This is a genomic window from Streptococcus sp. CL6.22 (assembly GCF_049738055.1).
GTDB lineage: Bacteria > Bacillota > Bacilli > Lactobacillales > Streptococcaceae > Streptococcus > Streptococcus mitis_DJ.
In genome coordinates this window covers 17,199-43,102 of sequence record NZ_JBKOTV010000014.1, presented here as the reverse complement: position 1 = coordinate 43,102, position 25,904 = coordinate 17,199, and the positions used below count along the sequence as shown (strand labels likewise).

The window sequence follows — 25,904 nt, the reverse complement described above, 5'->3', positions numbered from 1 at the left end:
ATCTACTCCTTGCAGAATGATAGGCAGATAAGGGCGACAATAAACCTTCTTAATTGCTTACAAAACGATAGGGAGTTAAGACGAATTTAAAAGCTCCTTATTTTCGTTTTTCTCCTTGTCAAACGGTAAGGAAATAAGACAGGAAATAACATCGCTTATTTTGATTTTGCTCCCTGAAAAATTGTAAGGAGATAAGGAGACTTATTAGCTTCCTTAATTTGGATTTTCTCCTTACAAAATGACAGGGGAATAAGAACTAAAATAACTCCCCTTATTTTCCTACCAAATGATAAGGAGATAAGAGCAGTTTAAAAGTCTGTTATTTTGGATTTGTTGCTTATAAAACGATAAGCAGATAAGCAAAGAAATAACTTGCCTTAATTGCTTGCAGAATAACAAGGAAATAAGTGAGATAAAAACGTCTCTTAATCGCTTATCAAATGGTACGTAGAATGGACTTGAATCAAGAGCGAACGCAGATACAATGAAAAAAGCACCTAGAACAATCTAAGCGCTCAGGAGTAGTGGACGGTGTGCCTGTCCCGTCATCTCATACTATGAAGTTGCGTAGCGACACTATCATCTCTACCTCACTACTCTTTAAACTAATTATACCATGAAGGAGTATCAACTTGACCATTAAAGAAATAGAGGCACAACTAAAAAGAGTAAAGAAAGGAAACGAACTTATCCAGAGATTGCAACTAAAGTACCAGAGTTTAGACAATGGACTATTATCTGGATCCAATCAATTCACGACAAGGGTAAAAACTAGCAAAACCAATACTACCGAGGAGAAGATACTGGAAGCCTTGGAACTTAAAGATGAGATAGTGGAGCAAATGCAAGCTATTATGGATGAACGATTTGAAGTTTTGAACATGATTAATCAGTTAGATGATGTAGTTGAAAATTTGATTTTGACAATGTTGTATTTGAATAACCTACCTATGGCTAAGGTTTGTAAGGAGTTAGATTTTAGTAAGATTCAAATTTACAGAATTAAGAAAAAAGCCATTGAGAACTTGGCCAAGGTGAAAAATGCAAATCGATAAAGAAGAGACAACAAAGCAGATCTACAGATTTCTGAAAAGCTATCATTCACTGGTTAAATTGAGCCTAGACGGTCAAGATGGAGCGTTTGAAGCCAAAGCGGTGGAGATAGTAAGCATGATTGAGGCTTACAGGGACAATCTGGACGATTTACGACGTGAGATATTCGCCAATCTCTTTACAAGGCGAACTGGAGAGAGATTAAAGCTATGGCAATTATACGAGACACTAGACATTGATAGGGCTGAGTATGAACGTCTCAAAGCTGAGATACTGCTAGACTTTGCTAAAAGCTATCGTGACGGTGTTTTAGTGGTTGAAAAATAGTCTAGGAAAGTTTATAATGAGGTTAAAGTTAAGGAGGTATTATCATGGAAGTAATGGCGTTGCCTAGTAAAGAAATGATGCAGTTCTATACAGAAATATATCCGTGGATAAAAACTAGCTTTCCAGATGATACAACTCCTAGATTTTTATTCAAAGATAACACCCCTGGTCATATTTTAGAAATGTTCGAACAAATAAAAGAAAATCTAGGATATGACTACGCAATATAAAATACCAAAGCACCTAGAGAAATCTAAGTGCTTTTTGATATTATTTATTTTCTACGTGATATAATGAACCTATTAGCAATAAAAAAAGCACGTTTGACCGTGCTAGTTTCTTGCCTGCTGAACTCATCAAATCTTAGCCCTTTTGTGGGGCTTTTTTGCTCCCCTTTTTGCGTACTTTGGGGGAGCAAGTAGTAAAAAGTAATGTTAGTATTTTTTGTTCAAAAGCGCGTGATATAAGGGTTAGGAAGCCCTAAGGAAACATAAGATAAGAATTCTTTTATTATGTAGAAAAATGACTATCATTTGTGTATGTATTTTCTGTCTCAAAAGCTATATACTGAAAATGAAACTTGTTTGAAAGAGGATACTGCACGATGATTTATTCAAAAGAAATTGTTAGAGAATGGCTAGATGAAGTGGCAGAGCGGGCTAAGGACCATCCAGAGTGGGTGGATGTTTTCGAGCGTTGCTACACAGACACCTTGGACAATACGGTTGAAATCCTAGAAGATGGTTCAACCTTTGTCTTGACTGGGGATATTCCTGCTATGTGGCTTCGAGATTCGACAGCCCAACTCAGACCCTACCTGCATGTGGCTAAAAGAGATGCCCTCCTGTGTCAGACCGTTGCAGGTTTGGTCAAACGTCAGATGACCTTGGTGCTCAAGGATCCTTATGCCAATTCCTTTAACATTGAGGAGAACTGGAAGGGGCACCACGAGACAGACCATACCGACCTTAATGGCTGGATTTGGGAACGCAAGTATGAGGTGGACTCGCTTTGCTATCCTTTGCAGCTGGCTTATCTCCTCTGGAAAGAGACTGGCGAGACTAGTCAGTTTGATGAGACTTTTGTCGCAGCGACTAAGGAAATTCTCCATCTTTGGACGGTGGAACAAGACCACAAGAACTCTCCTTATCGTTTTGTCCGAGATACGGACCGCAAGGAAGATACCTTGGTAAATGATGGCTTTGGCCCTGATTTTGCAGTGACAGGCATGACCTGGTCAGCTTTTCGTCCGAGTGATGACTGTTGCCAGTATAGTTACTTGATTCCGTCAAATATGTTTGCTGTAGTAGTTTTGGGTTATGTGCAAGAGATCTTCGCAGCATTAGACCTAGCTGATAGCTCGAGCATTATCACAGATGCTAAACGTCTTCAGGCTGAAATCCAAGAAGGAATCGAAAACTACGCCTACACAACCAACAGCAAGGGCGAAAAGATTTATGCCTTTGAAGTGGATGGCCTAGGAAATGCCAGCATCATGGATGATCCAAACGTACCAAGTCTGCTGGCTGCACCTTATCTGGGTTACTGTTCGGTCGATGATGAAGTGTATCAAGCAACTCGTCGTACCATTCTGAGCCCTGAAAATCCATACTTCTACCAAGGAGAATACGCTAGCGGTCTCGGAAGTTCCCATACCTTCTATCGCTATATCTGGCCCATTGCCCTTTCTATCCAAGGCTTGACAACAAGAGATAAGGCAGAGAAGAAATTCTTACTGGATCAGCTGGTTGCTTGCGATGGTGGTACTGGTGTTATGCATGAAAGCTTCCACGTAGATGACCCAACTCTTTATTCTCGTGAATGGTTCTCTTGGGCCAACATGATGTTCTGTGAGTTGGTCTTGGATTACTTGGATATTCGTTAATCTAGGATTTTACTTGTTTTTAGCCAATTTACCAAGACAAAGTAGCTAAATATATACTTCTTTCAAATTTCATCTCAAATCATAGTTAAATTCTTGATAAATAAAATATTTAGAGTTAAACTGTTGGTGATTTGTTGAATTTGATTGAGCAAATCTTACATCCAAAAACGTTAACAATAAAAATTTAAATTTAGAATGAGGTTTTACTTCATGGAAAATGTTGTCGTACATATTATCTCACATAGTCACTGGGATCGTGAGTGGTACTTGCCTTTTGAAAGCCACCGTATGCAGTTGGTGGAATTATTTGACAATCTCTTTGATCTCTTTGAAAATGACCCTGAGTTCAAGAGCTTCCACTTGGATGGTCAAACCATTGTCCTTGATGACTACTTGGAGATTCGCCCTGAAAATCGCGACAAAGTCCAACGATACATCGACGAAGGCAAACTTAAAATTGGTCCTTTTTACATCTTGCAAGATGACTACTTGATTTCAAGTGAAGCCAATGTCCGCAATACCTTGATTGGTCAGCAAGAAGCTGCAAAATGGGGCAAATCCACTCAGATTGGTTACTTCCCAGATACTTTTGGAAATATGGGACAAGCTCCTCAAATCCTTCAAAAATCAGGCATTCACGTGGCAGCCTTTGGTCGTGGTGTGAAACCGATTGGATTTGACAACCAAGTTCTCGAAGATGAGCAGTTTACTTCCCAGTTTTCAGAAATGTACTGGCAGGGTGCGGACGGAAGTCGTGTCCTCGGTATCCTCTTTGCCAACTGGTATAGTAATGGGAATGAAATCCCAGTTGATAAAGACGAGGCCTTGACCTTCTGGAAACAAAAACTGGCAGACGTGCGTGACTATGCTTCGACCAACCAGTGGTTGATGATGAACGGCTGTGACCATCAGCCTGTCCAGAAAAATTTGAGTGAAGCCATTCGTGTGGCAAATGAACTCTTCCCAGATGTAACCTTTGTTCATAGTTCTTTTGATGAATATGTTCAAGCTGTGGAAAGTGCCCTACCAGAGCAATTATCAACGGTTACAGGTGAGTTGACCAGTCAGGAAACAGACGGCTGGTACACACTTGCCAACACTTCTTCATCTCGTATTTATCTCAAACAAGCCTTCCAAGAAAATAGCAACCTCCTAGAGCAAGTTGTAGAACCCTTGACTATTATCACTGGGGGTCATAACCACAAGGACCAGTTGACCTATGCTTGGAAAACTCTTTTGCAAAATGCGCCGCATGATAGCATCTGTGGCTGTAGCGTGGACGAAGTTCACCGCGAGATGGAAACTCGTTTTGCCAAGGTTAACCAAGTCGGAAACTTTGTTAAGAGCAATCTTCTTAACGAATGGAAGGGTAAAATCGCTACAGCTAAGGCTCAAAGTGATTATCTCTTTACTGTCATTAACACAGGCTTGCATGATAAGGTCGATACTGTCAGCACAGTGATTGATGTGGCGACTTGTGATTTCAAGGAATTGCACCCAACAGAAGGTTACAAGAAGATGGCTGCCTTAACCTTGCCAAGTTATCGTGTGGAGGACTTGGATGGTCGTCCTGTAGAGGCTAAAATCGAAGACCTCGGAGCTAATTTTGAGTACGATTTACCAAAAGATAAGTTCCGCCAAGCTCGTATCGCTCGACAAGTGCGCGTGACCATTCCAGTTCACCTAGCACCGCTTTCTTGGACAACCTTCCAATTGCTGGAAGGAGAGCAAGCACACCGTGAGGGTATTTACCAAAACGGAGTGATTGATACACCATTTGTAACGGTGAGTGTGGATGACAATATCACAGTTTATGATAAGACAACTCACGAAGCCTATGAAGATTTTATCCGCTTTGAAGACCGTGGTGACATCGGAAACGAGTATATCTATTTCCAACCAAAAGGAACAGAGCCAATCTATGCAGAGCTTAAGGGCTACGAGGTCTTGGAAAACACAGCTCGCTACGCTAAGATTTTGCTCAAACATGAATTGACCGTGCCTGTCAGTGCTGATGAAAAGCTAGAAGAAGAGCAAAAAGGCATCATCGAGTTTATGAAGCGTGAAGCTGGACGTTCAGAAGAATTGACAAGTATTCCTCTTGAAACAGAGATGACTGTCTTCGTTGATAATCCACAAATCCGTTGCAAGACTCGCTTTACTAACACTGCCAAAGACCACCGTATCCGTCTCTTGGTCAAGACTCATAACACGCGTCCGAGCAATGATTCTGAAAGCATTTATGAGGTGGTGACACGACCAAACAAACCAGCAGCTTCATGGGAAAATCCTGAAAATCCTCAACACCAACAAGCCTTTGTCAGTCTGTATGACGATGAAAAAGGGGTGACTGTATCTAACAAGGGATTGAATGAATACGAAATCCTTGGAGACGACACCATTGCAGTGACTATTTTGCGTGCATCAGGTGAGTTAGGTGACTGGGGTTATTTCCCAACACCAGAAGCACAATGCTTGCGTGAGTTTGAAGTCGAGTTTGCGCTTGAATGCCACCAAGCCCAAGAACGCTTCTCAGCCTATCGTCGTGCTAAAGCCTTGCAGACACCATTTACCAGCCTTCAGCTTGCTAGACAAGAAGGAAGCGTGGCTGCGACTGGTAGCCTCTTGAGCCATTCTGTTCTCAGCATACCGCAAATCTGTCCAACAGCCTTTAAGGTAGCTGAAAATGAAGAAGGCTATGTTCTTCGTTACTACAATATGTGTAGTGAAAATGTACGTGTACCGGAAAGTCAACATCTCTTCCTTGACCTACTTGAACGACCATACCCAGTTCATAGAGGACTCATTTCACCACAAGAGATTCGTACAGAATTCATCAAAAAAGAAGAAATTTAATTTCAACAAGTAAACATAAAGAGAAAGGAGGGGCGAAAAGGTAAGAACTAACTGCTGATTCGCCCCTTTTTATGGTAAAAACAATGACTATTGCAACGATTGATATCGGAGGGACTGGGATTAAGTTTGCCAGTCTGACTCCTGATGGGAAAATACTAGATAAGACAAGCATTCCAACGCCAGAAAGTTTGGAGGACTTACTAGCTTGGCTAGATCAACGTTTGTCAGAGCAGGATTATAGCGGGATTGCTATGAGCGTTCCAGGCGCGGTCAATCAAGAGACAGGTGTGATTGATGGCTTCAGTGCAGTACCCTACATTCACGGATTTTCTTGGTATGAGGCGCTTAGCTCTTATCAGATTCCTATCCATCTGGAAAATGATGCTAACTGCGTTGGACTCAGTGAATTGCTGGCTCATCCAGAACTTGAAAATGCAGCCTGTGTCGTGATTGGGACAGGGATTGGCGGAGCCATGATTATCAATGGTAGACTTCATCGAGGTCGCCACGGTCTGGGTGGAGAATTTGGCTACATGACAACTCTTGCCCCTGCTGAAAAGCTCAACAACTGGTCGCAACTAGCGTCAACTGGAAATATGGTGCGCTACGTGATTGAAAAATCTGGTCAGACTGACTGGGACGGTCGCAAGATTTACCAAGAGGCCGAAGCAGGAAATACCCTTTGTCAAGAAGCTATTGAGCGCATGAACCGCAATCTGGCGCAAGGCTTGCTCAATATTCAGTATCTGATTGATCCAGATGTCATTAGTCTGGGAGGCTCTATAAGTCAAAATCCAGACTTCATCCAAGGGGTCAAAAAAGCTGTCGATGATTTTGTAGAAACTTACGAAGAATACACGGTTGCACCCGTTATCCAAGCCTGTACTTATCATGCAGATGCCAATCTCTACGGTGCCCTTGTCAACTGGCTACAGGAGGAAAACCAATGGTAAGATTTACAGGACTTAGTCCCAAACAAACTCAGGCAATCGACTTGCTGACAAAGCATATCTCTTTACCAGATGTGGAAGTAGCTGTTGCCCAGTCTGACCAAGCGTCTATCTCTATCAAGGGTGAGGGTGGCCACTATCAACTAACTTACCGCAAACCCCACCAACTTTATCGTGCCTTGTCCTTGTTGGCAACGGCTCTAGCAGAAGGTGACAAGGTAGAGATTGAAGAACAAGCAGCTTATGAAGATTTGGCTTATATGGCAGACTGTTCCAGAAATGCAGTTTTGAATGTAGCCTCTGCCAAGCAGATGATTGAGGTATTGGCTCTCATGGGCTACTCAACCTTTGAGCTTTACATGGAAGACACCTACCAGATTGAGGGGCAACCATACTTTGGTTACTTCCGTGGGGCTTATTCAGCAGAAGAGTTGCAGGAAATCGAAGCCTATGCCCAGCAGTTTGACATGACCTTTGTGCCCTGCATCCAGACCTTGGCCCACTTGTCAGCCTTTGTCAAATGGGGTGTCAAGGAAGTGCAGGAGCTCCGTGATGTGGAGGATATTCTTCTCATTGGCGAAGAAAAGGTTTATAACCTGATTGATGGCATGTTTGCGACTCTATCTAAACTGCAAACTCGCAAGGTCAATATCGGGATGGACGAAGCCCACTTGGTTGGTTTGGGACGCTACTTGATTCTGAACGGTGTGGTGGATCGCAGTCTCCTCATGTGCCAACACTTGGAGCGCGTGCTGGATATTGCTGACAAGTATGGTTTCCACTGTCAGATGTGGAGCGATATGTTCTTTAAACTCATGTCAGCGGATGGTCAGTACGATCGTGACGTGGAAATTCCAGAGGAAACGCGTGTTTACCTCGACCGGCTTAAAGACCGAGTGACTTTGGTTTATTGGGACTATTATCAGGATAGCGAGGAAAAATACAATCGCAACTTCTGCAACCACCACAAGATTAGCCATGACCTTGCCTTTGCAGGTGGTGCTTGGAAGTGGATTGGTTTCACACCCAACAACCATTTCAGCCGTCTCATCGCTATTGAAGCTAATAAAGCCTGTCGTTCCAATGATATCAAAGAAGTCATTGTAACGGGTTGGGGGGATAATGGTGGTGAAACTGCCCAGTTTTCTATCCTACCAAGCTTGCAAATCTGGGCAGAACTCAGCTACCGCAATGACCTAGACCGTTTGTCTGCTCATTTCCAGACCAATACAGGTCTATCAGTTGAGGATTTTATGCAGATTGACCTTGCCAACCTCTTGCCAGACCTACCAGGCAATCTTAGTGGCATCAATCCTAACCGCTATGTCTTTTACCAGGATGTTCTCTGTCCGATTCTTGACAGACACATGACACCTGAACAGGACAAACCGCACTTCGCTCAGGCCGCTGATACGCTTGCTGACATTAAAGAAAAAGCAGGAAATTATGCTTACCTCTTTGAAACTCAGGCCCAGTTGAACCAGATTTTAAGTAGGAAAGTGGATGTGGGACGGCGCATCCGTCAGTCCTACCAAGAGGGTGATAAAGAAAGCCTGCAAGTAATTGCCAGACAAGAATTACCAGAACTCAGAAGCCAAATCAAACACTTCCATACCCTCTTTAGCCACCAATGGTTGAAGGAAAATAAGGTCTTTGGATTGGATACGGTCGATATCCGTATGGGCGGACTCTTGCAGCGTATCAAACGAGCAGAAAGCCGTATAGAGACTTATCTGTCTGATCAGATTGACCGCATCGACGAGCTAGAAGTTGAAATCCTACCATTTACTGACTTCTACGCAGACAAGGACTTTGCAGCCACAACAGCCAACCAATGGCACACTATTGCGACCGCATCGACGATTTATACGACTTAAAAACAAGAATACCTTACCTTGGGCAGAGTGTTTCTCGTGAAACATCCCTTTCTTAAAAAAGTACTCCACATAAAATAATTTGTGGAGTTTTTTCTATAATTAGTAGTTTAACCTAACCTTCAAATAGGAGTATACTAATAATGTAATCGTTATCAAAAGTCTAAAAAGGAATTTTTAGATGGATATCAAAATAAAAAAGGGAGGAAATTATGAATAAGTTTTCAAAAACCTTGAGAGACAACTGGATCTTTCTCTTGATGGTTTTACCAGGGGCACTCTGGTTGATTCTATTCTTCTACATTCCAGTATTTGGGAACGTGGTTGCCTTTAAAGACTACCACATGACCAGTAATGGATTCATAGATAGTATCGTGAATAGTAAATGGGTCGGACTCGATAATTTCAGATTCTTGTTTAGTTCAAAAGACGCCTTTATTATCACACGAAATACTGTCCTCTACAATCTCGGCTTTATCTTTATTGGCTTGATTGTATCAGTAGGGATTGCTATCATCCTCAGTGAACTCCGTTCTAAGAGAATGGTTAAGATCTTCCAAACTTCCATGTTGTTCCCTTACTTCTTGTCTTGGGTTATCATCAGTTTCTTTACAGATGCCTTCCTAAACATTGACAAAGGGGTGTTCAACCATTTCCTAGAGTCTATCGGGATGAAGGAAATCAATTTCTACGCTAACTTAGGCATCTGGCCATATCTCCTACTTTTCCTAGGTATTTGGAAAGGTTTTGGATATAGCAGTGTCATGTACTATGCGACAATCATGGGAATTGATCCAACCTACTACGAAGCAGCGACAGTGGATGGGGCCAGCAAATGGCAACGAATTCGCAATGTAACTATTCCGCAGTTGACACCGCTGGTAACCGTATTGACTATCCTTGCAGTCGGAAATATCTTCCGTGCAGACTTTGGTCTCTTCTACCAAATCCCCCACAATGCTGGTCAGCTTTATAACGTAACCAATGTCTTGGACGTATATGTATATAATGGCTTGACTCAGACAGCGGATATCGGGATGGCTTCAGCGGCAGGTCTCTACCAATCAGTTGTCGGCTTGATTCTGGTTATCCTATCAAACTTACTTGCAAGACGAGTTGATCCAAACTCAGCCTTGTTCTAGAAAGGAGGAGAATATGGCAGAAAAGAAAATTAAAAAAGAAAAAATTGATAATGTCGGCATTCACTCCTTCAGTAAGAAAGCAGATATCTTCTTTAGTACCATTTCTGGTTTGGTTGCCCTCTCTTGTATCCTACCCTTCGTATTCGTTATCGTTATTTCGGTAACAGATGAAAAGAGTATCCTCCAAAATGGATATAGCTTCTTCCCATCTCAATTTGGATTAGATGGATTTGAGTTCTTGGCACAGTTTAAGGATAAAATCCTCCAAGCCCTCTTCATCTCAGTCTTTGTAACCGTAGTTGGGACATTGACAAATGTCTTTATCACAACAACTTATGCTTATGCCATTTCACGGACAACCTTTAAGTATCGCAGATTCTTTACAATCTTCGTTCTACTTAGTATGTTGTTCAACGCTGGTTTGGTACCAGGTTATATCATGGTAACTCGTGTACTTCAGCTTGGTGACACTGTTTGGGCCTTGATTGTTCCAATGCTTCTCTCACCATTCAATATTGTTTTGATGCGTTCCTTCTTCAAGAAGACGATTCCCGAAGCTATTCTCGAATCCGCTCGTATCGATGGTGCCAGTGAGGCCCGGATTTTCTTCCAAATCTGTTTACCATTATCACTACCAGGTATCGCAACCATCACGCTCTTAACAGCACTTGGTTTCTGGAATGACTGGTTCAACGCCCTTCTTTACATTAAGAGTGACAACTTGTATCCATTGCAATATTTGCTCATGCAAATCCAGCAAAATATGGACTACATCGCCAAAGCAGTCGGTCTATCTGGTCAACTGGGAGTTGCTCTACCGAAAGAAACAGGACGTATGGCCATGGTTGTGGTGGCAACCCTTCCAATCGCGATTCTGTATCCATTCTTCCAACGCTACTTTGTAAAAGGTTTGACTATCGGTGGTGTGAAAGAATAGTACTTGTTGAGAAAAATCATTTCTCATTTCCCAACTTCCCTTGCGTGAAGTTAATACTCTTCGAAAATCAAATTCAAACCGCGTCAACGTCACCTTGCCGTACTCAAGTACAGCCTGCGGCTAGTTTCCTAGTTTGCTCTTTGATTTTCATTGAGTATAAGATCATTACATTGTTTATAAGTTTAAAAATAAAAAAAGGAGTTTTTATCATGAAAAACTGGAAAAAATATGCTTTTGCATCTGCTAGCGTAGTCGCTTTGGCTGCAGGTCTTGCTGCTTGTGGGAACCTTTCAGGTAACAACAAAAAAGCTGCTGACTCAGCTTCAGGTGATAAGACTGTTATCAAAATGTACCAAATCGGTGACAAACCAGATAACTTGGATGAATTGCTAGAAAATGCTAACAAAATCATCGGAGAAAAAGTTGGTGCCAAATTGGATATCCAATATCTTGGATGGGGTGACTATGGTAAGAAAATGTCAGTTATCACATCATCTGGTGAAAACTATGATATCGCCTTTGCAGATAACTACATTGTAAATGCTCAAAAAGGTGCCTATGCTGACTTGACTGACTTGTATAAGAAAGAAGGAGCAGAGCTTTATAAAGCACTTGACCCAGCTTACATCAAAGGTAACAGCATTAACGGTAAAATTTACGCAGTTCCAGTTGCAGCCAACGTTGCATCATCTCAAAACTTCGCCTTCAACGGAACTCTTCTTGCTAAATACGGTATCGATATTTCAGGTGTCACTTCATATGAAACACTTGAACCAGTCTTGAAACAAATCAAAGAAAAAGCTCCAGATGTAGTGCCATTTGCGGTTACTAAGAACTTCATCCCATCTGATAACTTTGACTACCCAGTTCCAAATGGACTTCCATTCGTTATCGACCTTGAAGGGGACACTACTAAGATCGTAAACCGTTACGAAGTACCTCGCTTCAAAGAACACTTGAAGACTCTTCACAAATTCTATGAAGCTGGATACATTCCAAAAGACGTAGCAACAAGCGATACTTCATTTGACCTTCAACAAGATACTTGGTTCGTTCGTGAAGAAACAGTAGGACCAGCTGACTACGGTAACAGCTTGCTTTCACGTGTTGCGAACAAAGACATCCAAATCAAACCAATCACTAACTTCATCAAGAAAAACCAAACAACACAAGTTGCTAACTTTGTTATCTCAAACAACTCTAAGAACAAAGAAAAATCAATGGAAGTGTTGAACCTCTTGAACACTAACCCAGAACTCTTGAATGGTCTTGTTTATGGTCCAGAAGGCAAGAACTGGGAAAAAATTCCAGGTAAAGAAAACCGTGTTAAAGTCCTTGATGGCTACAAAGGAAACACTCACATGGGTGGATGGAACACTGGTAACAACTGGATCCTTTACATCAACGAAAACGTTACAGACCAACAAATCGAAGATTCTAAGAAACAATTGGCAGAAGCTAAAGAATCTCCAGCACTTGGATTCATCTTTAACACTGACAATGTGAAATCTGAAATCTCTGCGATCTCTAATACAATGCAACAATTCGATACAGCTATCAACACTGGTACTGTAGACCCAGACAAAGCTATTCCAGAATTGATGGAAAAATTGAAATCTGAAGGTGCTTACGATAAAGTATTGAACGAAATGCAAAAACAATACGATGAATTCTTGAAAAACAAAAAATCATAAGATCAATTGATTTCGTGTATTCATTCCTAATTCCTAAAAATTAAATCACTGTTTTCCTCAGGTTTGTCTGGGGAAGGCAGTGATTTTTTGAAATAAAGACATAGATATTTCTGTTTCTCATTTCCCTTATTTTAACCATTCAGGAAATCTTAAGCACCATTTAGGATTTAGAGTAAGGATTTAGGAAAATATAGCTTATATTAGAGATGTATCGAGTTTACAAAGGAGAGTTCATATGAAGAAGTATCAACTTCTATTCAAAATAAGTGCAGTTTTCTCTTACTTATTTTTCGTATTTGGTCTTTCTCAGCTGACGCTTATTGTTCAAAATTATTGGCAATTTTCTTCCCAGATTGGCAATTTCGTCTGGATTCAAAATCTCTTGAGTTTGCTATTTAGTGGAGTCATGATTTGGATTCTGGTTAAGACAGGCCATGGTTATCTCTTTCGCATTCCAAGAAAAAAATGGCTTTGGTATTCGATTTTGACAGTATTAGTGGTAGTGCTCCAGATCTCTTTTAACGTTCAGACAGCTAAACATGTTCAGTCAACTGCTGAAGGTTGGGCTGTATTGATCGGTTATAGTGGGACCAACTTTGCTGAGCTAGGTATCTATATAACTTTGTTCTTTCTGACTCCACTTATGGAAGAGCTAATCTATAGAGGATTACTGCAACACGCCTTTTTTAAGCATTCGAGATTTGGCCTTGATTTGCTTCTTCCGTCAATTTTATTTGCTCTTCCTCATTTTTCAAGCCTGCCTAGTTTATTAGATATCTTCGTCTTTGCAACATCTGGCATCATCTTTGCTAGTTTGACCCGCTATACCAAGAGCATTTATCCATCCTATGCGGTGCATGTGATTAATAATATTTTTGCAACATTACCATTTTTGCTGACTTTTTTACAGAGGGTGTTTGGGTAAATACTGGCGCGAGAGTTAGGAATGATAGTTTTTCAATTTATAAACGAATTTCAGGAGGTAAATGAGTATGACACCATTAAAATGGTTTGCTGGAGGAAGCGAAAGACGTTGTGAAGCCATGATTATCATAGATTATCTATTGGAAGATATAAAGGATACGCCTCAACTGACTCCTTTGAAAAATCAGTTAGTGAGTTATAAAAGACGATTAGAGGACGATGGGACCTCTACCCCATTTATATTGAGTCAAATGAATGTTGACATCTCACGTGTATTGATTGACAATAAGCTGATGTTATCAGAAAGTCAATCCGAGCAGATCAAAAAATTGAGAGAATTATCTGCTATTCGCTATGGTTACTGATGAAGTGCAGGGATAAGCATCTTTCTACAATTTCCAGTCAAATAAATTGCATTCGTTTTCTCAAGCAGGTATACTAGTATAGTTAGATGAAAAATTCTGAAAATTTAAGAATAGAAAAGAGAACAAATCTTATGGCAAAAGATATTCGTGTCTTACTTTACTACCTTTATACTCCAATTGAAAATGCAGAGCAATTTGCTGCAGATCACTTGGCTTTCTGTAAATCAATCGGCCTTAAAGGCCGTATCCTAGTCGCTGACGAGGGAATTAACGGAACAGTTTCAGGTGACTACGAAACAACTCAAAAATACATGGACTACGTTCACAGCCTCCCAGGCATGGAAGACCTCTGGTTTAAGATTGACGAAGAAAGTGAACAAGCCTTCAAGAAGATGTTCGTTCGCTACAAAAAAGAAATTGTCCACCTTGGTTTGGAAGACAACGACTTTGACAATGACATCAACCCACTTGAAACAACAGGTGCTTACTTGTCTCCAAAAGAGTTCAAAGAAGCTCTTCTTGACGAAGATACAGTTGTCCTTGACACACGTAACGATTATGAGTACGACCTAGGACACTTCCGTGGGGCTATTCGCCCAGATATCCGCAACTTCCGTGAGTTGCCACAATGGGTCCGTGATAACAAGGAAAAATTCATGGACAAGCGTGTCGTGGTTTACTGTACAGGTGGGGTTCGCTGTGAGAAATTCTCAGGCTGGATGGTCCGTGAAGGCTACAAAGATGTCGGCCAATTGCACGGAGGAATTGCAACTTACGGTAAAGACCCAGAAGTCCAAGGTGAACTTTGGGATGGGAAAATGTACGTCTTTGACGAGCGTATTGCCGTAGATGTCAACCATGTCAACCCAACCATCGTAGGAAAAGACTGGTTTGATGGAACACCATGTGAACGTTATGTCAACTGTGGAAATCCATTCTGTAACCGTCGTATCTTGACATCAGAAGAAAATGAAGACAAGTACCTTCGTGGATGCTCACACGAGTGCCGTGTTCACCCACGTAACCGCTATGTTTCAGAACATGAATTGACACAAGCTGAAGTTGTCGAGCGCCTAGCCGCTATCGGTGAAAGCTTGGATCAAGCAGCTACTGTATAAGATTAAACAGTCCTCAGGGGCTGTTTTTCTATGCTTTTTACTCAAAAATCTAAAGTTTGTTTCTGTATCTTTCAGGAAAATAGGGTATACTATATGTAAACGATTTCAAAGGAGTCCAGTTATGACGAAAACATTTTTTATTCCAAATAAACAGAGCATTTTAGGAGAACAGGAAATTTTGACTGCCAAGTCTATCTTGGCCTTGATAGATGGTTTGGAGTCACATAGCTATGATGCAGTCTATCTCCGTCAGCCTCTTAGCCGTCTTGAGTATATTGAGTGTGCGATAGTGGGGCAATCACAATTTCTTTTTAAGGTCAGTTATGCTGATGATCAAAAGGCTTACCGTGTCGATCTTCCTGACCTACTCACGAAGACAGACTGGCGGATTATCAAATCATTTTTAGATGCTCTGCTTGCTTACACGGGAACTGAGATTGAAGGATTAGATGGTTTTGATTTTGAAGCTTATTTCCAAGCAAGTATTCAAGCCTATTTAGCAGACACTGCAGCCCGCTTTACGATTTGCCAAGGAATTTTTAATCCTGTTTTCTTTAGTCATGAGGACTTGAAAAGCTTTTTAGAGGCAGATGGTTTGGCACAGTTTGAAGCGCGTGTGCGTGCGGTTCAAGAGACAGATGCCTACTTTGCAAGAGTTTCCTTCTATCAGGATGGAGAAGGGCAAGTGCATGGCGTTTACCATCTGGCTCAAGGAGTCAAGACAGTATTACCGAGAGAACCATTTGTTCCTGCAGCCTATATTGAGCAATTGGTGGATAAGGAAGTCCAGTGGGAAATTGACTTGGTTCAAATCACAGGAGATGGCTCTAAACCAGAAGACTATGAAGCCATTGCCCGCTTGAACTATGCAAAATTCCTAGAGTCATTACCATCAGCATCTTACCACCAATTAGATGCCAATCAATTAGAAGTGCAACCAATCTTAGACAAAGATTTTAAAGCATTAGCACAAGAAGAGTAAAGCAGGTCAAGTGACTTGCTTTTTTGACATAGAAAAATCCTGCCATGGATGACAGGATTGAAGTTTAAAGAAAGGCCAAGATACGAAGGTAATCCCCAATCAGTGCTACCTCAGCTACAAAGAAGAGGAGGATAATGACTCCGTTCACAAGGACAGACAAGAATAACTGATAGAAGGAGTCGGTTTCACTTGCTTGACTTGGCCTTGTAATGATATGGAGACTGGCAAGCAGAATGATTCCAACACTAATCACACACAAGAGGGCTGTGAATCGCAGGCTATCAAAGAAGGCAAAGAAACTAGCAATGGCAGTGAGGAAGATTGGAATTGCCAAGAGTTGACTATATTGTTGGAGAACCTTTTCTAGCGTCCAGTCTTTTTCCTGGTGGATAAATCGTCTCACGACGAAACCACCCAAGAGGAATGAAAAGAAGAAGAGTGTTGTTGCTACTAGGATAGAGATAATCGAAAAGAGATTTAATGAAGCAAATTGTTCAGGGAAGTGATTATGCATAGTTGCTATATTTCCATAGTAAGCATGTTTGATGTGGTAGATACTAAAGAAAAAGGAAGATGCAGAAAACAGAATGAGCAAAAGAAAGGCTGTGTAACTGTGTGTGCTACTTGTTTCAAGACTGCTTGTAGGAGATTTGATTGCTTCCACTAGCCAAGACCAAAAATCAAGCACTTGTTCTTTCCATTTATCCGTAGATTTTGGAGCTTGGTCGGGGATATAAGGACTTTCTAAGGATTGACTGATAAGAAGTGGCTCTTTCAAGATTGTTTTTTGCTGAGGAAGTGCTTCTTGACTCTCTTCAGCTTTAGTGACTTTTTCTGTTTCCCCAGAAAGATCTTGCTCTTCTTCAGTAGAATCTAATGCTTTCTTTTCTTCTATTTCTGTTCTTGATTCACTGTCTTCAGGCGTTTCAATTTTCTCTTCTTGCTGGTTTTCAAGTTCGACTTCAGCTTGACAGACTTCCTCCTCTACTTGAGTATTTTTTTCAATTGGTGTATCGAGATCGGCTATCGTTTCTTCAGCCTTGTCTGCAACATCTTGGGCCTGTTCATCAGGCTTGTTCTTGCTTGTTGTTTTTACAAAATCATTACTTTCAAACCATTCTTGTTTCATGGTAGAACCTCCTTTTTAGTTAGATAAATATGCTTCCATAGTAGCAGATGTAAGCGTTTTTGTCAACGATTTCTAGAAGAAGACTCGTGTTCCTCTGCTTTGAGTAGATAGATATATTGGTCTGCCCTTGCTATGAGTTGATCTTTCACATCAGCTTTTTCTGTTTTATAAGGATTGCTTAAATGTTCATCTCTGTTTTCTTTATTGTTAAATGAACGTCTTCCTTCTCTCACAAAATGAAGAATAGAACCATGTTTTGTTGAAAGATCTAAGTTGATTCTTTGTTTTTCTTCTTCGGAAAGTAGCAGTTGTAGGTCTGTTTTCGCCACCAATTCCACCTTACCGTGTACTTGGATATTTTCAGCGTGGAAGTGATGTTCTGTTGACTCTAGCTGACTATCTGTAAGGTCTGTATCAAAGATATTAATGATATTAGGGGTTGTGAGTCTACTGTTTTTGATACGACTTCCTTCAATTCGGAGGAGATAGCCATTATTGGTATTGAGGGTCGCATTTTCAAGGCTGGCATTGGTGATACTGGTTTGACCGCGATTTGCTGAGATGTTGATTCCTTTTAGAGTTCTCCCTTTTGGCAATTGGAGAATAACTTCTTCAAAACGACGAGAGTAGTTGCTTGCGATATGGAGAATCCCGCCAATTCCAGAAGAGAGAAATGGAGTTTCAGACAGTTTCTTATCAGTGAGGCTCAGCGTTTTATCGTTCTGATTTGTGATAAGATCATGGTGAGCAGAAAGAGATGGATGGTAAGAAATGTGGATTTGATCATCCAAAGAGTCTGTGATGGTGAGCGCGTGTTGGTGGAGCGTAATCTCTAGGTTTTCGACTTCCTTACCAAAGGTCAGCTCTTCCATCCGACTATCATAGACAGGCTCCTTGGACATGGCAAGCAGACTCTTAATCCCGTCAGATTGGATCCCTACAAAGAGCAGGATAAAGCCGATAATGGTAGTCACCACACCAAAAATGAGAAATCCTTTTGTCCATTTACGCATGCTGGTCACCTCTCTTTCCTTTTTTGAGAACAAATTGCACCAGGCGAACAATGAGTAGGCCGAAGAAACGAGCTACATAGGAAATACCTAGTAAGACTAGTGAAGAAGCACCGATGGCTAGTAAACCAGAACCGAAAATCAAGATAAAGGCTGATTTAGCTTGGGCGAGGACAGTGAAACTTTCAACTAAGAATAGGAATCCGCCGATGATACCAAGTATAGAAACCGCAAAGAAAGCTATAATGACAGTCAAGGCTGCCACAAGGATTGCGAACAGGGACACGAGGATGGCGATTCCCAGAGGAATACCGATGGGGGCTGCAAGCAAAGCTAACAAGGCGATATGCAAAATTTGTCGGTTATTCTTTTGAGCGGGTGCCTCATTAATTTTTTTATCGAGAAGATTGGAGAGGACTTCGTGAGCTGCTTCCTTAGGAGTTCCTAAACTAGCGATGAGTTCTTCTTCTCCCTCGACTCCAGCATCGTCAAAGAGTTCCCTGAAATAGTCCATGGCTTCAATTTGGTCAGCCTGAGGCAGTTTTTTGAGATAAAGTTCTAGCTGAGTCAGGTATTCAGTTCTTGTCATGGCGGATACTCCCTTCTATGATGCCATTGATGGTGTCTGTATAGAGTGCCCATTCATCTTTTAGGGTCACGAGCTGTTCTATACCACCATTTGTCAAGGAGTAGTATTTGCGCATGCGACCTTGGAACTCTCTAGAATAGGTTGTCAGAAAGCTATTGCCTTCCAATTTTTTGAGAATGGGATAGAGTGTAGATTCTTTGATATTAGCAATCAGCTTAATGGTTTGGCTAATCTCATAACCATAAGAATCATCCTGCTCCAGTACAGCCAAGATGAGAAATTCAATCAAGGCAGAGGATGTTGGAAAGTACATGGGGAACCTCCTTTTCTAATGTGTAAGATTTTTATATATAATTTTTCTACACATACATTGTACATCTAAATGAAAGCCCTGTCAAGAGAAATGTGTAAAATTTTTATATATAAAAAACTTCTAGCCAAAACTAGAAGTTTAAAGGATTTTATCAGCTCTGTCCACTGTAAAGAGGGCCACAGTCATCAGGATATCGACGAGTAAGAGGGCAGCTACAGCTGGCACCCAAGAGTGGAAAAGGTCAAAACTGTAACCAAAGAGGGTTGGCCCAAAGGCTGCTAGGATATAGCCTCCTGTTTGAGATAAACCAGACAATTGTGCAGTCTTTTCAGGGGCGCTTGTCTTGAGTGAAAAGTTGACCATGAGATAGGGGAAGAGGGCGCTGGTCGCGGTTCCGATGAGGATATGGATGGCAAGCCAGTAAAAGAAATTACCGATTGGGAAAAAGAGCATGGAAATACCGACCACGCCAGCCAGTGAAACCAGAGTGAGCATGAGCTGACGGTTGCGAGTAGACAAGCTGGTTGTCAGGCTTGGGATAGTCATTGAAAAAGGAATGCTAATCAGGGAGAAGATAGAGGTTAGCAAGCCAGCTTCGTGACTGGATAGGCCTGCATGGATGGCCATGGTAGGTAGCCAGGTCATAGCGGTGTAAAAGAGTAAGGATTGAAAACCTGCAAAGACAATAACTGCCCAGACCTGTTTATTATGCATGACCTTTGTTTTGCTTTTTTGTTTGGTTTGTGGAGCCAGTCTGTGATTATAGCGGTGATTTGGGAGCCAGACCAAAAAAGTTGCTAGACAGAGCAGGGTGAGGAGGATGATAAGTCCTTTCCAAGAACTGGCTTGTGTAATAGGCACAGCCAGATAGGAGGCCAGAGCCGTTGCAATCCCCATAGAGGTTACATATAAGGTGGTCAGAAAACCAATTTTCTTTGGTTGATTGGCTTGGATAAGACTAGGAAGCAGAACATTGATGACTGCGATACTTGCCCCAACCATCAAGGTTCCTAGATAGAGCAGAGGCAGATTGATTAGTCTAATGAGAGAACCGATGGTCAAGAAGAAAAGGCTGTAGGTGAAGAGATGCTCCAAGCCGATTTTTTGAGCCAGTCGGGTAGAAAATAGCGAGAAGAGAGTAAACATGAGGAGGGGAAGGCTGGTCAAGACACCAAGCGAACTAACTTCTACTCCCAGCCCTTGCGAAATATCTCCCAATATAATGGGTAAAACAGTAAAAGGAGTCCGCAAGGAAACACCAATCAGGATAATACCTGGAACAAAAAAGAGTGATTGCTTTTTCATATAATACCTCTTCTAGCTGATTTTAATAACAGCTTATTTTAAGGTTTTTTCCTTATAATGTCAAGTAAGGTTTTGGGCTTTCAAGATAAAAATGGGAAAGTCTTGAAAATTATGATAAAATAGTGGAAGGAAATCTATACATTGGAGAAAAACTGTGTCTGAAAAGCAAAAAATCAGCGTATTGATGTCGGTCTATATCAAGGAAAATCCGACATTTTTAAAGGATGCTATTGAGAGTGTTCAAAATCAGACCCTGAAACCGAGCGAATTGGTTCTGGTTGAGGATGGGCCTTTGACACCTGAGCTCTATCAGGTATTAGACCAGCTTGAAGCTGAGTCTAATATTCCAGTGAAACGCTATCCTCTTGAGCATAATCAAGGTTTGGGTCTGGCTCTTCGACAGGGTGTTTTGCAGTGTCAGTACGATATCATCGCTCGTATGGATACGGATGATATAGCTGTTCCAGACCGTTTTGAGAAACAGGTTCAGCTAATGGAGAAGGACAAGCTCGACCTATTAGGTGGACATATTGCAGAGTTTATTGACAATCCTGATGAGATCGTTTCTTACCGTCGTGTTCCAACCCAGCATGCAGATATTGTAGCTTACCAAAGGATGAGAAGTGCCTTTAACCACATGACTGTCATGTTCAAGAAGGACATGGTTCTCAAGGCAGGCAACTATGAGGATGGCCTTTATATGGAGGATGACCTCCTCTGGCTCAATATGATTGCTGCAGGAGCTAAGACTGGAAATCTCGATCAAATCTTGTGTAAGGTTCGTGTTGGAGCAGGGATGTTTGAGCGTCGTGGGGGACTGCGTTACCTTAAACTCTATCGCCAGGCTCGTCAGCGCATGCTGAAGAGAGGGCAAATTTCTTACATGGAGTATGCCAAGAGTGTTGCCATTCAGATGATTGTTGCCCTTTGTCCTGGATTTGTCCGACAGTTTATTTTTATGAAACTGTTACGAAAAAGCAAGTAAAAGATTGTAGCAAATCATAAACTAGAGAAAAAGTGTTATAATAACAATATAACTATTCGGCTCTTTTAAGGAGGAGTAAATTTCTATGAATAAAAAACTCACAGATTATGTGATTGATCTGGTGGAAATTTTAAATAAACAACAAAAACAGGTTTTCTGGGGAATATTTGATATTTTGAGTATGGTGGTTTCCATCATTGTATCTTATATCTTATTCTACGGATTGATTAATCCAGCACCTGTTGACTACATCATCTACACGAGTTTGGCCTTCCTGTTCTATCAATTGATGATTGGATTTTGGGGGTTGAACGCTAGTATTAGTCGTTACAGCAAGATTACGGATTTCATGAAAATCTTTTTTGGTGTGACTGCTAGCAGTATCTTGTCATATAGTATCTGCTATGCCTTCTTGCCCCTCTTCTCCATCCGTTTTATCGTACTCTTTATCTTGTTGAGTACCTTCTTGATTTTATTGCCACGGATTACTTGGCAACTAATCTATTCAAGACGAAAAAAAGGCAGTGGTGATGGGGAACACCGTCGAACCTTCTTGATTGGTGCTGGTGATGGTGGGGCCCTCTTTATGGATAGTTACCAACATCCAACTAGTGAATTAGAACTTGTCGGTATTTTGGACAAGGATTCTAAGAAAAAGGGCCAAAAACTTGGTGGAATCCCTGTTTTGGGTTCATATGATGATCTGCCTGAATTAGCCAAACGCCATCAAATCGAGCGTGTCATCGTTGCGATTCCGTCGCTTGACCCGTCAGAATATGAACGTATCTTGCAGATGTGTAATAAGCTGGGTGTCAAATGTTACAAGATGCCTAAGGTTGAAACCGTTGTTCAGGGACTTCACCAAGCAGGTGGAGGATTCCAGAAGATTGATATCACAGACCTTTTGGGCCGTCAGGAAATTCGTCTTGACGAATCGCGTCTGGGCGCAGAACTGACAGGTAAGACAATCTTGGTTACAGGTGCTGGTGGCTCAATCGGTTCTGAAATCTGTCGACAAGTTAGCCGTTTCAATCCTGAACGCATTGTTTTGCTCGGTCATGGGGAAAACTCAATCTACCTCGTTTATCATGAATTGATTCGCAAGTTCCAAGGGATTGATTATGTACCAGTTATTGCCGATATTCAAGACTATGACCGCTTGTTGCAAGTCTTTGAAAAGTACAAGCCAGCTATTGTTTATCATGCGGCAGCCCACAAGCACGTTCCTATGATGGAGCGCAATCCAAAAGAAGCCTTCAAAAACAATATTCGTGGAACTTACAATGTTGCTAAGGCTGTTGATGAAGCCAAAGTACCTAAGATGGTTATGATTTCGACAGATAAGGCGGTTAATCCACCAAATGTTATGGGAGCAACCAAGCGAGTGGCTGAGTTGATTGTCACTGGCTTTAACCAACGTAGCCAATCAACCTACTGTGCAGTTCGTTTTGGGAATGTTCTTGGTAGCCGTGGTAGTGTCATTCCAGTCTTTGAACGCCAGATTGCTGAAGGTGGGCCTGTAACGGTGACAGACTTCCGCATGACCCGTTACTTTATGACCATTCCAGAAGCTAGCCGTTTGGTTATCCATGCTGGTGCTTATGCCAAGGATGGAGAAGTCTTTATCCTTGATATGGGCAAACCAGTCAAGATTTATGACTTGGCCAAGAAAATGGTCCTTCTAAGTGGACACACCGAAAGCGAAATTCCAATTGTTGAAGTTGGAATCCGCCCAGGCGAAAAACTCTACGAAGAGCTCTTGGTATCAACCGAACTCGTTGACAATCAGGTTATGGATAAGATTTTCGTTGGTAAAGTTAATGTCATGCCTCTAGAAGCCATCGATCAAAAGATTGAAGAGTTCCGCACTCTTAGTGGAGATGAGTTGAAGCAAGCTATTATCGCCTTTGCCAATCAAACTACCCACGTTGAATAAAAAAGAAAAACGCATATTATCAGGAATCGAAAAACCTTGGTAATATGCGTTTTGTTATGTATAGATTTACTTCATTTTCTTCTGAAATGGGGTTGTCGCCCAGTCTATGTTATTGAAAATACTCCAAAACTTCTATGGGTTTGTGAGCGATAAAATCAGGATGATAGTTTAGCAAGTCTGCTTGCTCTCCAAATCCCCAAGTGACGGCCAATTTCTGAATGCCTGTTTCTTGAGCTCCCATCATATCAAACTTGGTATCTCCGATGATGATGGCCTGTTCTGGTGCTAGTTGATGTGTCTGTAAGGCTTGGCGAATGACATCTGCCTTATGAGGTGCTTCAGGGCTGGAGCCATAAATGCCATCAAAGAAATGATGGATTCCCAAGTTTTTAGTCATATCTTGAGCGGTAGGGGTATTCTTTGTAGTGGTGATATAAAGAGGATATTTGCTTGATAGCTCCTTAAGCAAGACTACAATCTGAGGAAAGAGTTGAGCTTCATGGATGCCTTTCTCCTTATAGTAAGAACGGTATATCTGAACTGCCTCAGAGATTAGTTCTTTGGGAAGGCAGGTCGCAAAACTACTTTCGAGGGGTGGTCCCATAAAACCACGAATCGTTTTGGTATCAGGACTAGGCACCCCCAGCTCCTTAAAGGTATGGGCAAAGGCATTGTGAATCCCGATAGAACTGTCAACGAGGGTTCCGTCCAGATCGAAAAAGATCGCTGTGATAGAGGTCATGGTTTCTCCTATTTGATAAACTTATTCTCCGAAAATTTCTTTTTGGAGGCGACGACCAGTAGGGGTGGCAGCGAGACCACCTTCAGCTGTTTCACGGAAGGCAGTTGGCATGCTTGCTCCTACTTGGTACATGGCATCGATAACTTCATCCACAGGAATTTTAGATTCGATACCTGCCAAGGCCATGTCTGCTGCGATGAAGGCAAAGCTAGCTCCCATAGCATTGCGCTTGACGCAGGGAACTTCGACCAAGCCGGCAACAGGGTCACAGATGAGGCCTAGCATATTTTTAATGACAAAGGCAGTGGCCTGACTGGCCTGATAAGGTGTTCCACCGACAGCTAGAGTCAAGGCTGCAGCACTCATAGCAGAGGCCGAACCAACCTCGGCCTGACAGCCACCTTCAGCCCCTGAGATAGAGGCATTGTTTGCGATGACTAGTCCAAAGGCACCAGCAGCAAAGAGGAAATCCAGCTGTTGCTCGTGGCTGAGGTCTAATTTTTCAATAGCAGCTGTTAGAACTGAGGGCAGACAGCCAGCACTTCCTGCGGTCGGAGTGGCACAAACCAAGCCCATTTTAGCATTGTGTTCATTGACTGCAATGGCATTTCGGGCAGCAGAGAGAATCGTGTAATCTGACAGAGTTTTTCCGTTTTTAATGTAGTGATCCAATTTGGCAGCATCTCCACCTGTCAGGCCACTACGAGATTTATTTTCATTGAGACCAAGTTGGACAGAGGCTTTCATGACTTCCAGATTGCGTTCCATGAGAAGGAAGACTTCTTCACGTTCGCGACCGGTCAATTCAAACTCTGTTGTAATCATGAGTTCTGCGACATTTCCTTGAAAGTCCAGATCTGCTTGCTCGACCAATTCTTTGATAGAATAAAACATGCTTCCTCCTATTTAAAGAAATTGACATTGTGGAGATGAGGGATTTTTCGAATTTCTTCGATGGCCTCATCACAGTTGCGACTGTCAACTTCGATAATCATAATAGCTTTTTCACCAGCTTTTTCACGAGTAACATTCATCTGAGCGATATTGATACCATAGCGGGAAAGGGCCTCTGTTACGAGGGCAATCATACCTGGAATATCTTGATGAACAATGATGATAGTCGGTGTATTCATATTGAGAGAGACGGCAAAGCCATTGAGTTCAGTTACCTGAATATTTCCTCCCCCGATAGAAATACCAGTCACGCTAATGGTCTTATGAGCATTTTTGACGGTAATTTTAGTGGTGTTTGGGTGAGGGGCATTGCTGTCTTTCTGAATGGTCCAGACAATCTTGATGCCACGCTTGTGGGCAATTTCCAGGCTGTTTGGGATTTCAGGATCATCTGTATCCATGCCCAAAATACCTGCAACAAGGGCTAGGTCTGTTCCGTGACCACGATAGGTCTTGGCAAATGAGTTAAATAGTTGGAATTCGACTTCTGTCGGAGTATCATCAAAAATGGAAGAGACAATCTTCCCAATACGAACAGCACCAGCTGTATGGCTACTAGATGGGCCAATCATAACTGGTCCGATGATATCAAAGACAGATTGAAAACGAAGTGATTTCATCAGTTTCCCCTTATAAAAATTCTTATCTCTATTATATCAAAGAATGAAGGTCTTGGCTTTAATTGTGGATGAAAACCTTTTTACACTACAAATAGCATAAAAAAGCATCTTTTGTAACAAAAAATGGCTTATTTAGAGAAATAAAAAATAATTTTGTAATATTTCTACATAAAAGTGTCAAGAAACGGTAATATTTAAAGGGTATGATAGAACT

24 protein-coding genes are annotated in these 25,904 nt (G+C 41.7%); 16 read left to right on the top strand and 8 right to left on the bottom strand.

Annotated features, from left to right (window positions below; genetic code table 11):
• Window positions 1-632 precede the first annotated feature (632 nt).
• The 14 genes from ACLNCW_RS08085 to ACLNCW_RS08020 all read left to right on the top strand — a co-directional run bounded on the left by ACLNCW_RS08085 (window position 633) and on the right by ACLNCW_RS08020 (window position 16,107).
• Window positions 633-1,055 (top strand): DUF1492 domain-containing protein, encoded by a 423-nt coding sequence (locus ACLNCW_RS08085; RefSeq protein WP_070527647.1) that lies wholly within the window; start codon window positions 633-635, stop codon window positions 1,053-1,055.
• Between the two features lie 115 nt (window positions 1,056-1,170).
• The gene (locus tag ACLNCW_RS08080; protein WP_239822415.1) at window positions 1,171-1,380 is read left to right on the top strand and encodes a hypothetical protein; all 210 of its coding nucleotides are present in this window, start codon (window positions 1,171-1,173) and stop codon (window positions 1,378-1,380) included.
• Window positions 1,381-1,424: 44 nt separating this feature from the next.
• Complete coding sequence (locus ACLNCW_RS08075) at window positions 1,425-1,610, top strand: hypothetical protein (protein ID WP_070527642.1); 186 nt, start codon at window positions 1,425-1,427, stop codon at window positions 1,608-1,610.
• A gap of 374 nt (window positions 1,611-1,984) precedes the next feature.
• The gene (locus tag ACLNCW_RS08070) at window positions 1,985-3,265 is read left to right on the top strand and encodes a glycoside hydrolase family 125 protein (RefSeq protein ID WP_424845934.1); all 1,281 of its coding nucleotides are present in this window, start codon (window positions 1,985-1,987) and stop codon (window positions 3,263-3,265) included.
• A gap of 210 nt (window positions 3,266-3,475) precedes the next feature.
• On the top strand, window positions 3,476-6,121 hold the full coding sequence (locus ACLNCW_RS08065) for an alpha-mannosidase (RefSeq protein ID WP_424845932.1): 2,646 nt from the start codon (window positions 3,476-3,478) through the stop codon (window positions 6,119-6,121).
• 83 nt (window positions 6,122-6,204) lie between these two features.
• A complete protein-coding gene (locus tag ACLNCW_RS08060; protein ID WP_424845971.1) occupies window positions 6,205-7,074 on the top strand; it encodes an ROK family protein in 870 nt (289 codons plus the stop codon).
• A complete protein-coding gene (locus tag ACLNCW_RS08055) occupies window positions 7,068-8,948 on the top strand; it encodes a beta-N-acetylhexosaminidase (RefSeq protein WP_424845930.1) in 1,881 nt (626 codons plus the stop codon). The genes ACLNCW_RS08060 and ACLNCW_RS08055 overlap by 7 nt, the downstream gene beginning before the upstream one ends.
• Before the next feature lie 209 nt (window positions 8,949-9,157).
• The gene (locus tag ACLNCW_RS08050; protein WP_001032153.1) at window positions 9,158-10,087 is read left to right on the top strand and encodes an ABC transporter permease; all 930 of its coding nucleotides are present in this window, start codon (window positions 9,158-9,160) and stop codon (window positions 10,085-10,087) included.
• A 13-nt stretch (window positions 10,088-10,100) separates the two neighbouring features.
• Window positions 10,101-11,024 (top strand): carbohydrate ABC transporter permease, encoded by a 924-nt coding sequence (locus ACLNCW_RS08045; protein ID WP_000818354.1) that lies wholly within the window; start codon window positions 10,101-10,103, stop codon window positions 11,022-11,024.
• Window positions 11,025-11,233: 209 nt separating this feature from the next.
• Window positions 11,234-12,718: an ABC transporter substrate-binding protein gene (locus tag ACLNCW_RS08040; RefSeq protein WP_424845927.1), complete on the top strand. Its 1,485-nt coding sequence runs from the start codon at window positions 11,234-11,236 to the stop codon at window positions 12,716-12,718.
• 235 nt (window positions 12,719-12,953) lie between these two features.
• Window positions 12,954-13,643 (top strand): CPBP family intramembrane glutamic endopeptidase, encoded by a 690-nt coding sequence (locus ACLNCW_RS08035; RefSeq protein WP_023947356.1) that lies wholly within the window; start codon window positions 12,954-12,956, stop codon window positions 13,641-13,643.
• A gap of 67 nt (window positions 13,644-13,710) precedes the next feature.
• On the top strand, window positions 13,711-14,007 hold the full coding sequence (locus tag ACLNCW_RS08030; protein ID WP_179211337.1) for a bacteriocin immunity protein: 297 nt from the start codon (window positions 13,711-13,713) through the stop codon (window positions 14,005-14,007).
• 131 nt (window positions 14,008-14,138) lie between these two features.
• Window positions 14,139-15,125, top strand: a complete 987-nt coding sequence (gene trhO, locus ACLNCW_RS08025; protein ID WP_001030020.1) for an oxygen-dependent tRNA uridine(34) hydroxylase TrhO — start codon at window positions 14,139-14,141, stop codon at window positions 15,123-15,125.
• Window positions 15,126-15,246: 121 nt separating this feature from the next.
• Window positions 15,247-16,107, top strand: coding sequence for a DUF4299 family protein (locus tag ACLNCW_RS08020; RefSeq protein WP_424845924.1), 861 nt, complete (start codon window positions 15,247-15,249; stop codon window positions 16,105-16,107).
• A gap of 64 nt (window positions 16,108-16,171) precedes the next feature.
• On the opposite strand, the gene ACLNCW_RS08015 is transcribed toward ACLNCW_RS08020, so the two are convergent.
• From ACLNCW_RS08015 to ACLNCW_RS07995, 5 genes are all read right to left on the bottom strand, one after another.
• Window positions 16,172-17,236, bottom strand: coding sequence for a DUF6574 domain-containing protein (locus ACLNCW_RS08015; protein ID WP_424845922.1), 1,065 nt, complete (start codon window positions 17,234-17,236; stop codon window positions 16,172-16,174).
• A 62-nt stretch (window positions 17,237-17,298) separates the two neighbouring features.
• Window positions 17,299-18,249: a DUF4097 family beta strand repeat-containing protein gene (locus ACLNCW_RS08010; RefSeq protein ID WP_049551384.1), complete on the bottom strand. Its 951-nt coding sequence runs from the start codon at window positions 18,247-18,249 to the stop codon at window positions 17,299-17,301.
• A complete protein-coding gene (locus ACLNCW_RS08005; protein ID WP_049543184.1) occupies window positions 18,242-18,835 on the bottom strand; it encodes a DUF1700 domain-containing protein in 594 nt (197 codons plus the stop codon). The genes ACLNCW_RS08010 and ACLNCW_RS08005 overlap by 8 nt, the downstream gene beginning before the upstream one ends.
• Complete coding sequence (locus ACLNCW_RS08000) at window positions 18,822-19,148, bottom strand: PadR family transcriptional regulator (RefSeq protein ID WP_000273858.1); 327 nt, start codon at window positions 19,146-19,148, stop codon at window positions 18,822-18,824. The genes ACLNCW_RS08005 and ACLNCW_RS08000 overlap by 14 nt, the downstream gene beginning before the upstream one ends.
• 138 nt (window positions 19,149-19,286) lie before the next feature.
• Window positions 19,287-20,453, bottom strand: a complete 1,167-nt coding sequence (locus tag ACLNCW_RS07995) for a CynX/NimT family MFS transporter (RefSeq protein ID WP_024057315.1) — start codon at window positions 20,451-20,453, stop codon at window positions 19,287-19,289.
• A gap of 154 nt (window positions 20,454-20,607) precedes the next feature.
• Here ACLNCW_RS07995 and ACLNCW_RS07990 point away from each other — a divergent pair, with 154 nt between their 5' ends.
• Both ACLNCW_RS07990 and ACLNCW_RS07985 read left to right on the top strand, forming a co-directional pair.
• Window positions 20,608-21,438, top strand: coding sequence for a glycosyltransferase (locus ACLNCW_RS07990; RefSeq protein ID WP_261047830.1), 831 nt, complete (start codon window positions 20,608-20,610; stop codon window positions 21,436-21,438).
• 85 nt (window positions 21,439-21,523) lie between these two features.
• A complete protein-coding gene (locus tag ACLNCW_RS07985; protein WP_045612427.1) occupies window positions 21,524-23,374 on the top strand; it encodes a polysaccharide biosynthesis protein in 1,851 nt (616 codons plus the stop codon).
• A gap of 109 nt (window positions 23,375-23,483) precedes the next feature.
• Here the strand turns inward: ACLNCW_RS07985 and ACLNCW_RS07980 are convergent, their stop codons facing one another.
• The 3 genes from ACLNCW_RS07980 to sdaAB are packed head-to-tail and all read right to left on the bottom strand — an operon-like array spanning window position 23,484 to window position 25,690.
• Complete coding sequence (locus ACLNCW_RS07980) at window positions 23,484-24,116, bottom strand: HAD hydrolase-like protein (protein WP_261056838.1); 633 nt, start codon at window positions 24,114-24,116, stop codon at window positions 23,484-23,486.
• A 21-nt stretch (window positions 24,117-24,137) separates the two neighbouring features.
• Window positions 24,138-25,010 (bottom strand): L-serine ammonia-lyase, iron-sulfur-dependent, subunit alpha, encoded by an 873-nt coding sequence (gene sdaAA, locus ACLNCW_RS07975; protein ID WP_424845918.1) that lies wholly within the window; start codon window positions 25,008-25,010, stop codon window positions 24,138-24,140.
• An 8-nt stretch (window positions 25,011-25,018) separates the two neighbouring features.
• Window positions 25,019-25,690: an L-serine ammonia-lyase, iron-sulfur-dependent subunit beta gene (gene sdaAB / locus ACLNCW_RS07970; RefSeq protein ID WP_000838912.1), complete on the bottom strand. Its 672-nt coding sequence runs from the start codon at window positions 25,688-25,690 to the stop codon at window positions 25,019-25,021.
• Window positions 25,691-25,904 lie beyond the last annotated feature (214 nt).

Bases quoted from the DNA above. Each gene is read 5' to 3' on its own strand.
- ACLNCW_RS08080 (WP_239822415.1), top strand. From the start codon at position 1,171: ATGATTGAGGCTTACAGGGACAATCTGGACGATTTACGACGTGAGATA.
- ACLNCW_RS08075 (WP_070527642.1), top strand. From the start codon at position 1,425: ATGGAAGTAATGGCGTTGCCTAGTAAAGAAATGATGCAGTTCTATACA.
- ACLNCW_RS08070 (WP_424845934.1), top strand. From the start codon at position 1,985: ATGATTTATTCAAAAGAAATTGTTAGAGAATGGCTAGATGAAGTGGCA.
- ACLNCW_RS08065 (WP_424845932.1), top strand. From the start codon at position 3,476: ATGGAAAATGTTGTCGTACATATTATCTCACATAGTCACTGGGATCGT.
- ACLNCW_RS08060 (WP_424845971.1), top strand. From the start codon at position 6,205: ATGACTATTGCAACGATTGATATCGGAGGGACTGGGATTAAGTTTGCC.
- ACLNCW_RS08055 (WP_424845930.1), top strand. From the start codon at position 7,068: ATGGTAAGATTTACAGGACTTAGTCCCAAACAAACTCAGGCAATCGAC.
- ACLNCW_RS08050 (WP_001032153.1), top strand. From the start codon at position 9,158: ATGAATAAGTTTTCAAAAACCTTGAGAGACAACTGGATCTTTCTCTTG.
- ACLNCW_RS08045 (WP_000818354.1), top strand. From the start codon at position 10,101: ATGGCAGAAAAGAAAATTAAAAAAGAAAAAATTGATAATGTCGGCATT.
- ACLNCW_RS08040 (WP_424845927.1), top strand. From the start codon at position 11,234: ATGAAAAACTGGAAAAAATATGCTTTTGCATCTGCTAGCGTAGTCGCT.
- ACLNCW_RS08035 (WP_023947356.1), top strand. From the start codon at position 12,954: ATGAAGAAGTATCAACTTCTATTCAAAATAAGTGCAGTTTTCTCTTAC.
- ACLNCW_RS08030 (WP_179211337.1), top strand. From the start codon at position 13,711: ATGACACCATTAAAATGGTTTGCTGGAGGAAGCGAAAGACGTTGTGAA.
- trhO (WP_001030020.1), top strand. From the start codon at position 14,139: ATGGCAAAAGATATTCGTGTCTTACTTTACTACCTTTATACTCCAATT.
- ACLNCW_RS08020 (WP_424845924.1), top strand. From the start codon at position 15,247: ATGACGAAAACATTTTTTATTCCAAATAAACAGAGCATTTTAGGAGAA.
- ACLNCW_RS08015 (WP_424845922.1), bottom strand. From the start codon at position 17,236: ATGAAACAAGAATGGTTTGAAAGTAATGATTTTGTAAAAACAACAAGC.
- ACLNCW_RS08010 (WP_049551384.1), bottom strand. From the start codon at position 18,249: ATGCGTAAATGGACAAAAGGATTTCTCATTTTTGGTGTGGTGACTACC.
- ACLNCW_RS08005 (WP_049543184.1), bottom strand. From the start codon at position 18,835: ATGACAAGAACTGAATACCTGACTCAGCTAGAACTTTATCTCAAAAAA.
- ACLNCW_RS08000 (WP_000273858.1), bottom strand. From the start codon at position 19,148: ATGTACTTTCCAACATCCTCTGCCTTGATTGAATTTCTCATCTTGGCT.
- ACLNCW_RS07995 (WP_024057315.1), bottom strand. From the start codon at position 20,453: ATGAAAAAGCAATCACTCTTTTTTGTTCCAGGTATTATCCTGATTGGT.
- ACLNCW_RS07985 (WP_045612427.1), top strand. From the start codon at position 21,524: ATGAATAAAAAACTCACAGATTATGTGATTGATCTGGTGGAAATTTTA.
- ACLNCW_RS07980 (WP_261056838.1), bottom strand. From the start codon at position 24,116: ATGACCTCTATCACAGCGATCTTTTTCGATCTGGACGGAACCCTCGTT.
- sdaAA (WP_424845918.1), bottom strand. From the start codon at position 25,010: ATGTTTTATTCTATCAAAGAATTGGTCGAGCAAGCAGATCTGGACTTT.
- sdaAB (WP_000838912.1), bottom strand. From the start codon at position 25,690: ATGAAATCACTTCGTTTTCAATCTGTCTTTGATATCATCGGACCAGTT.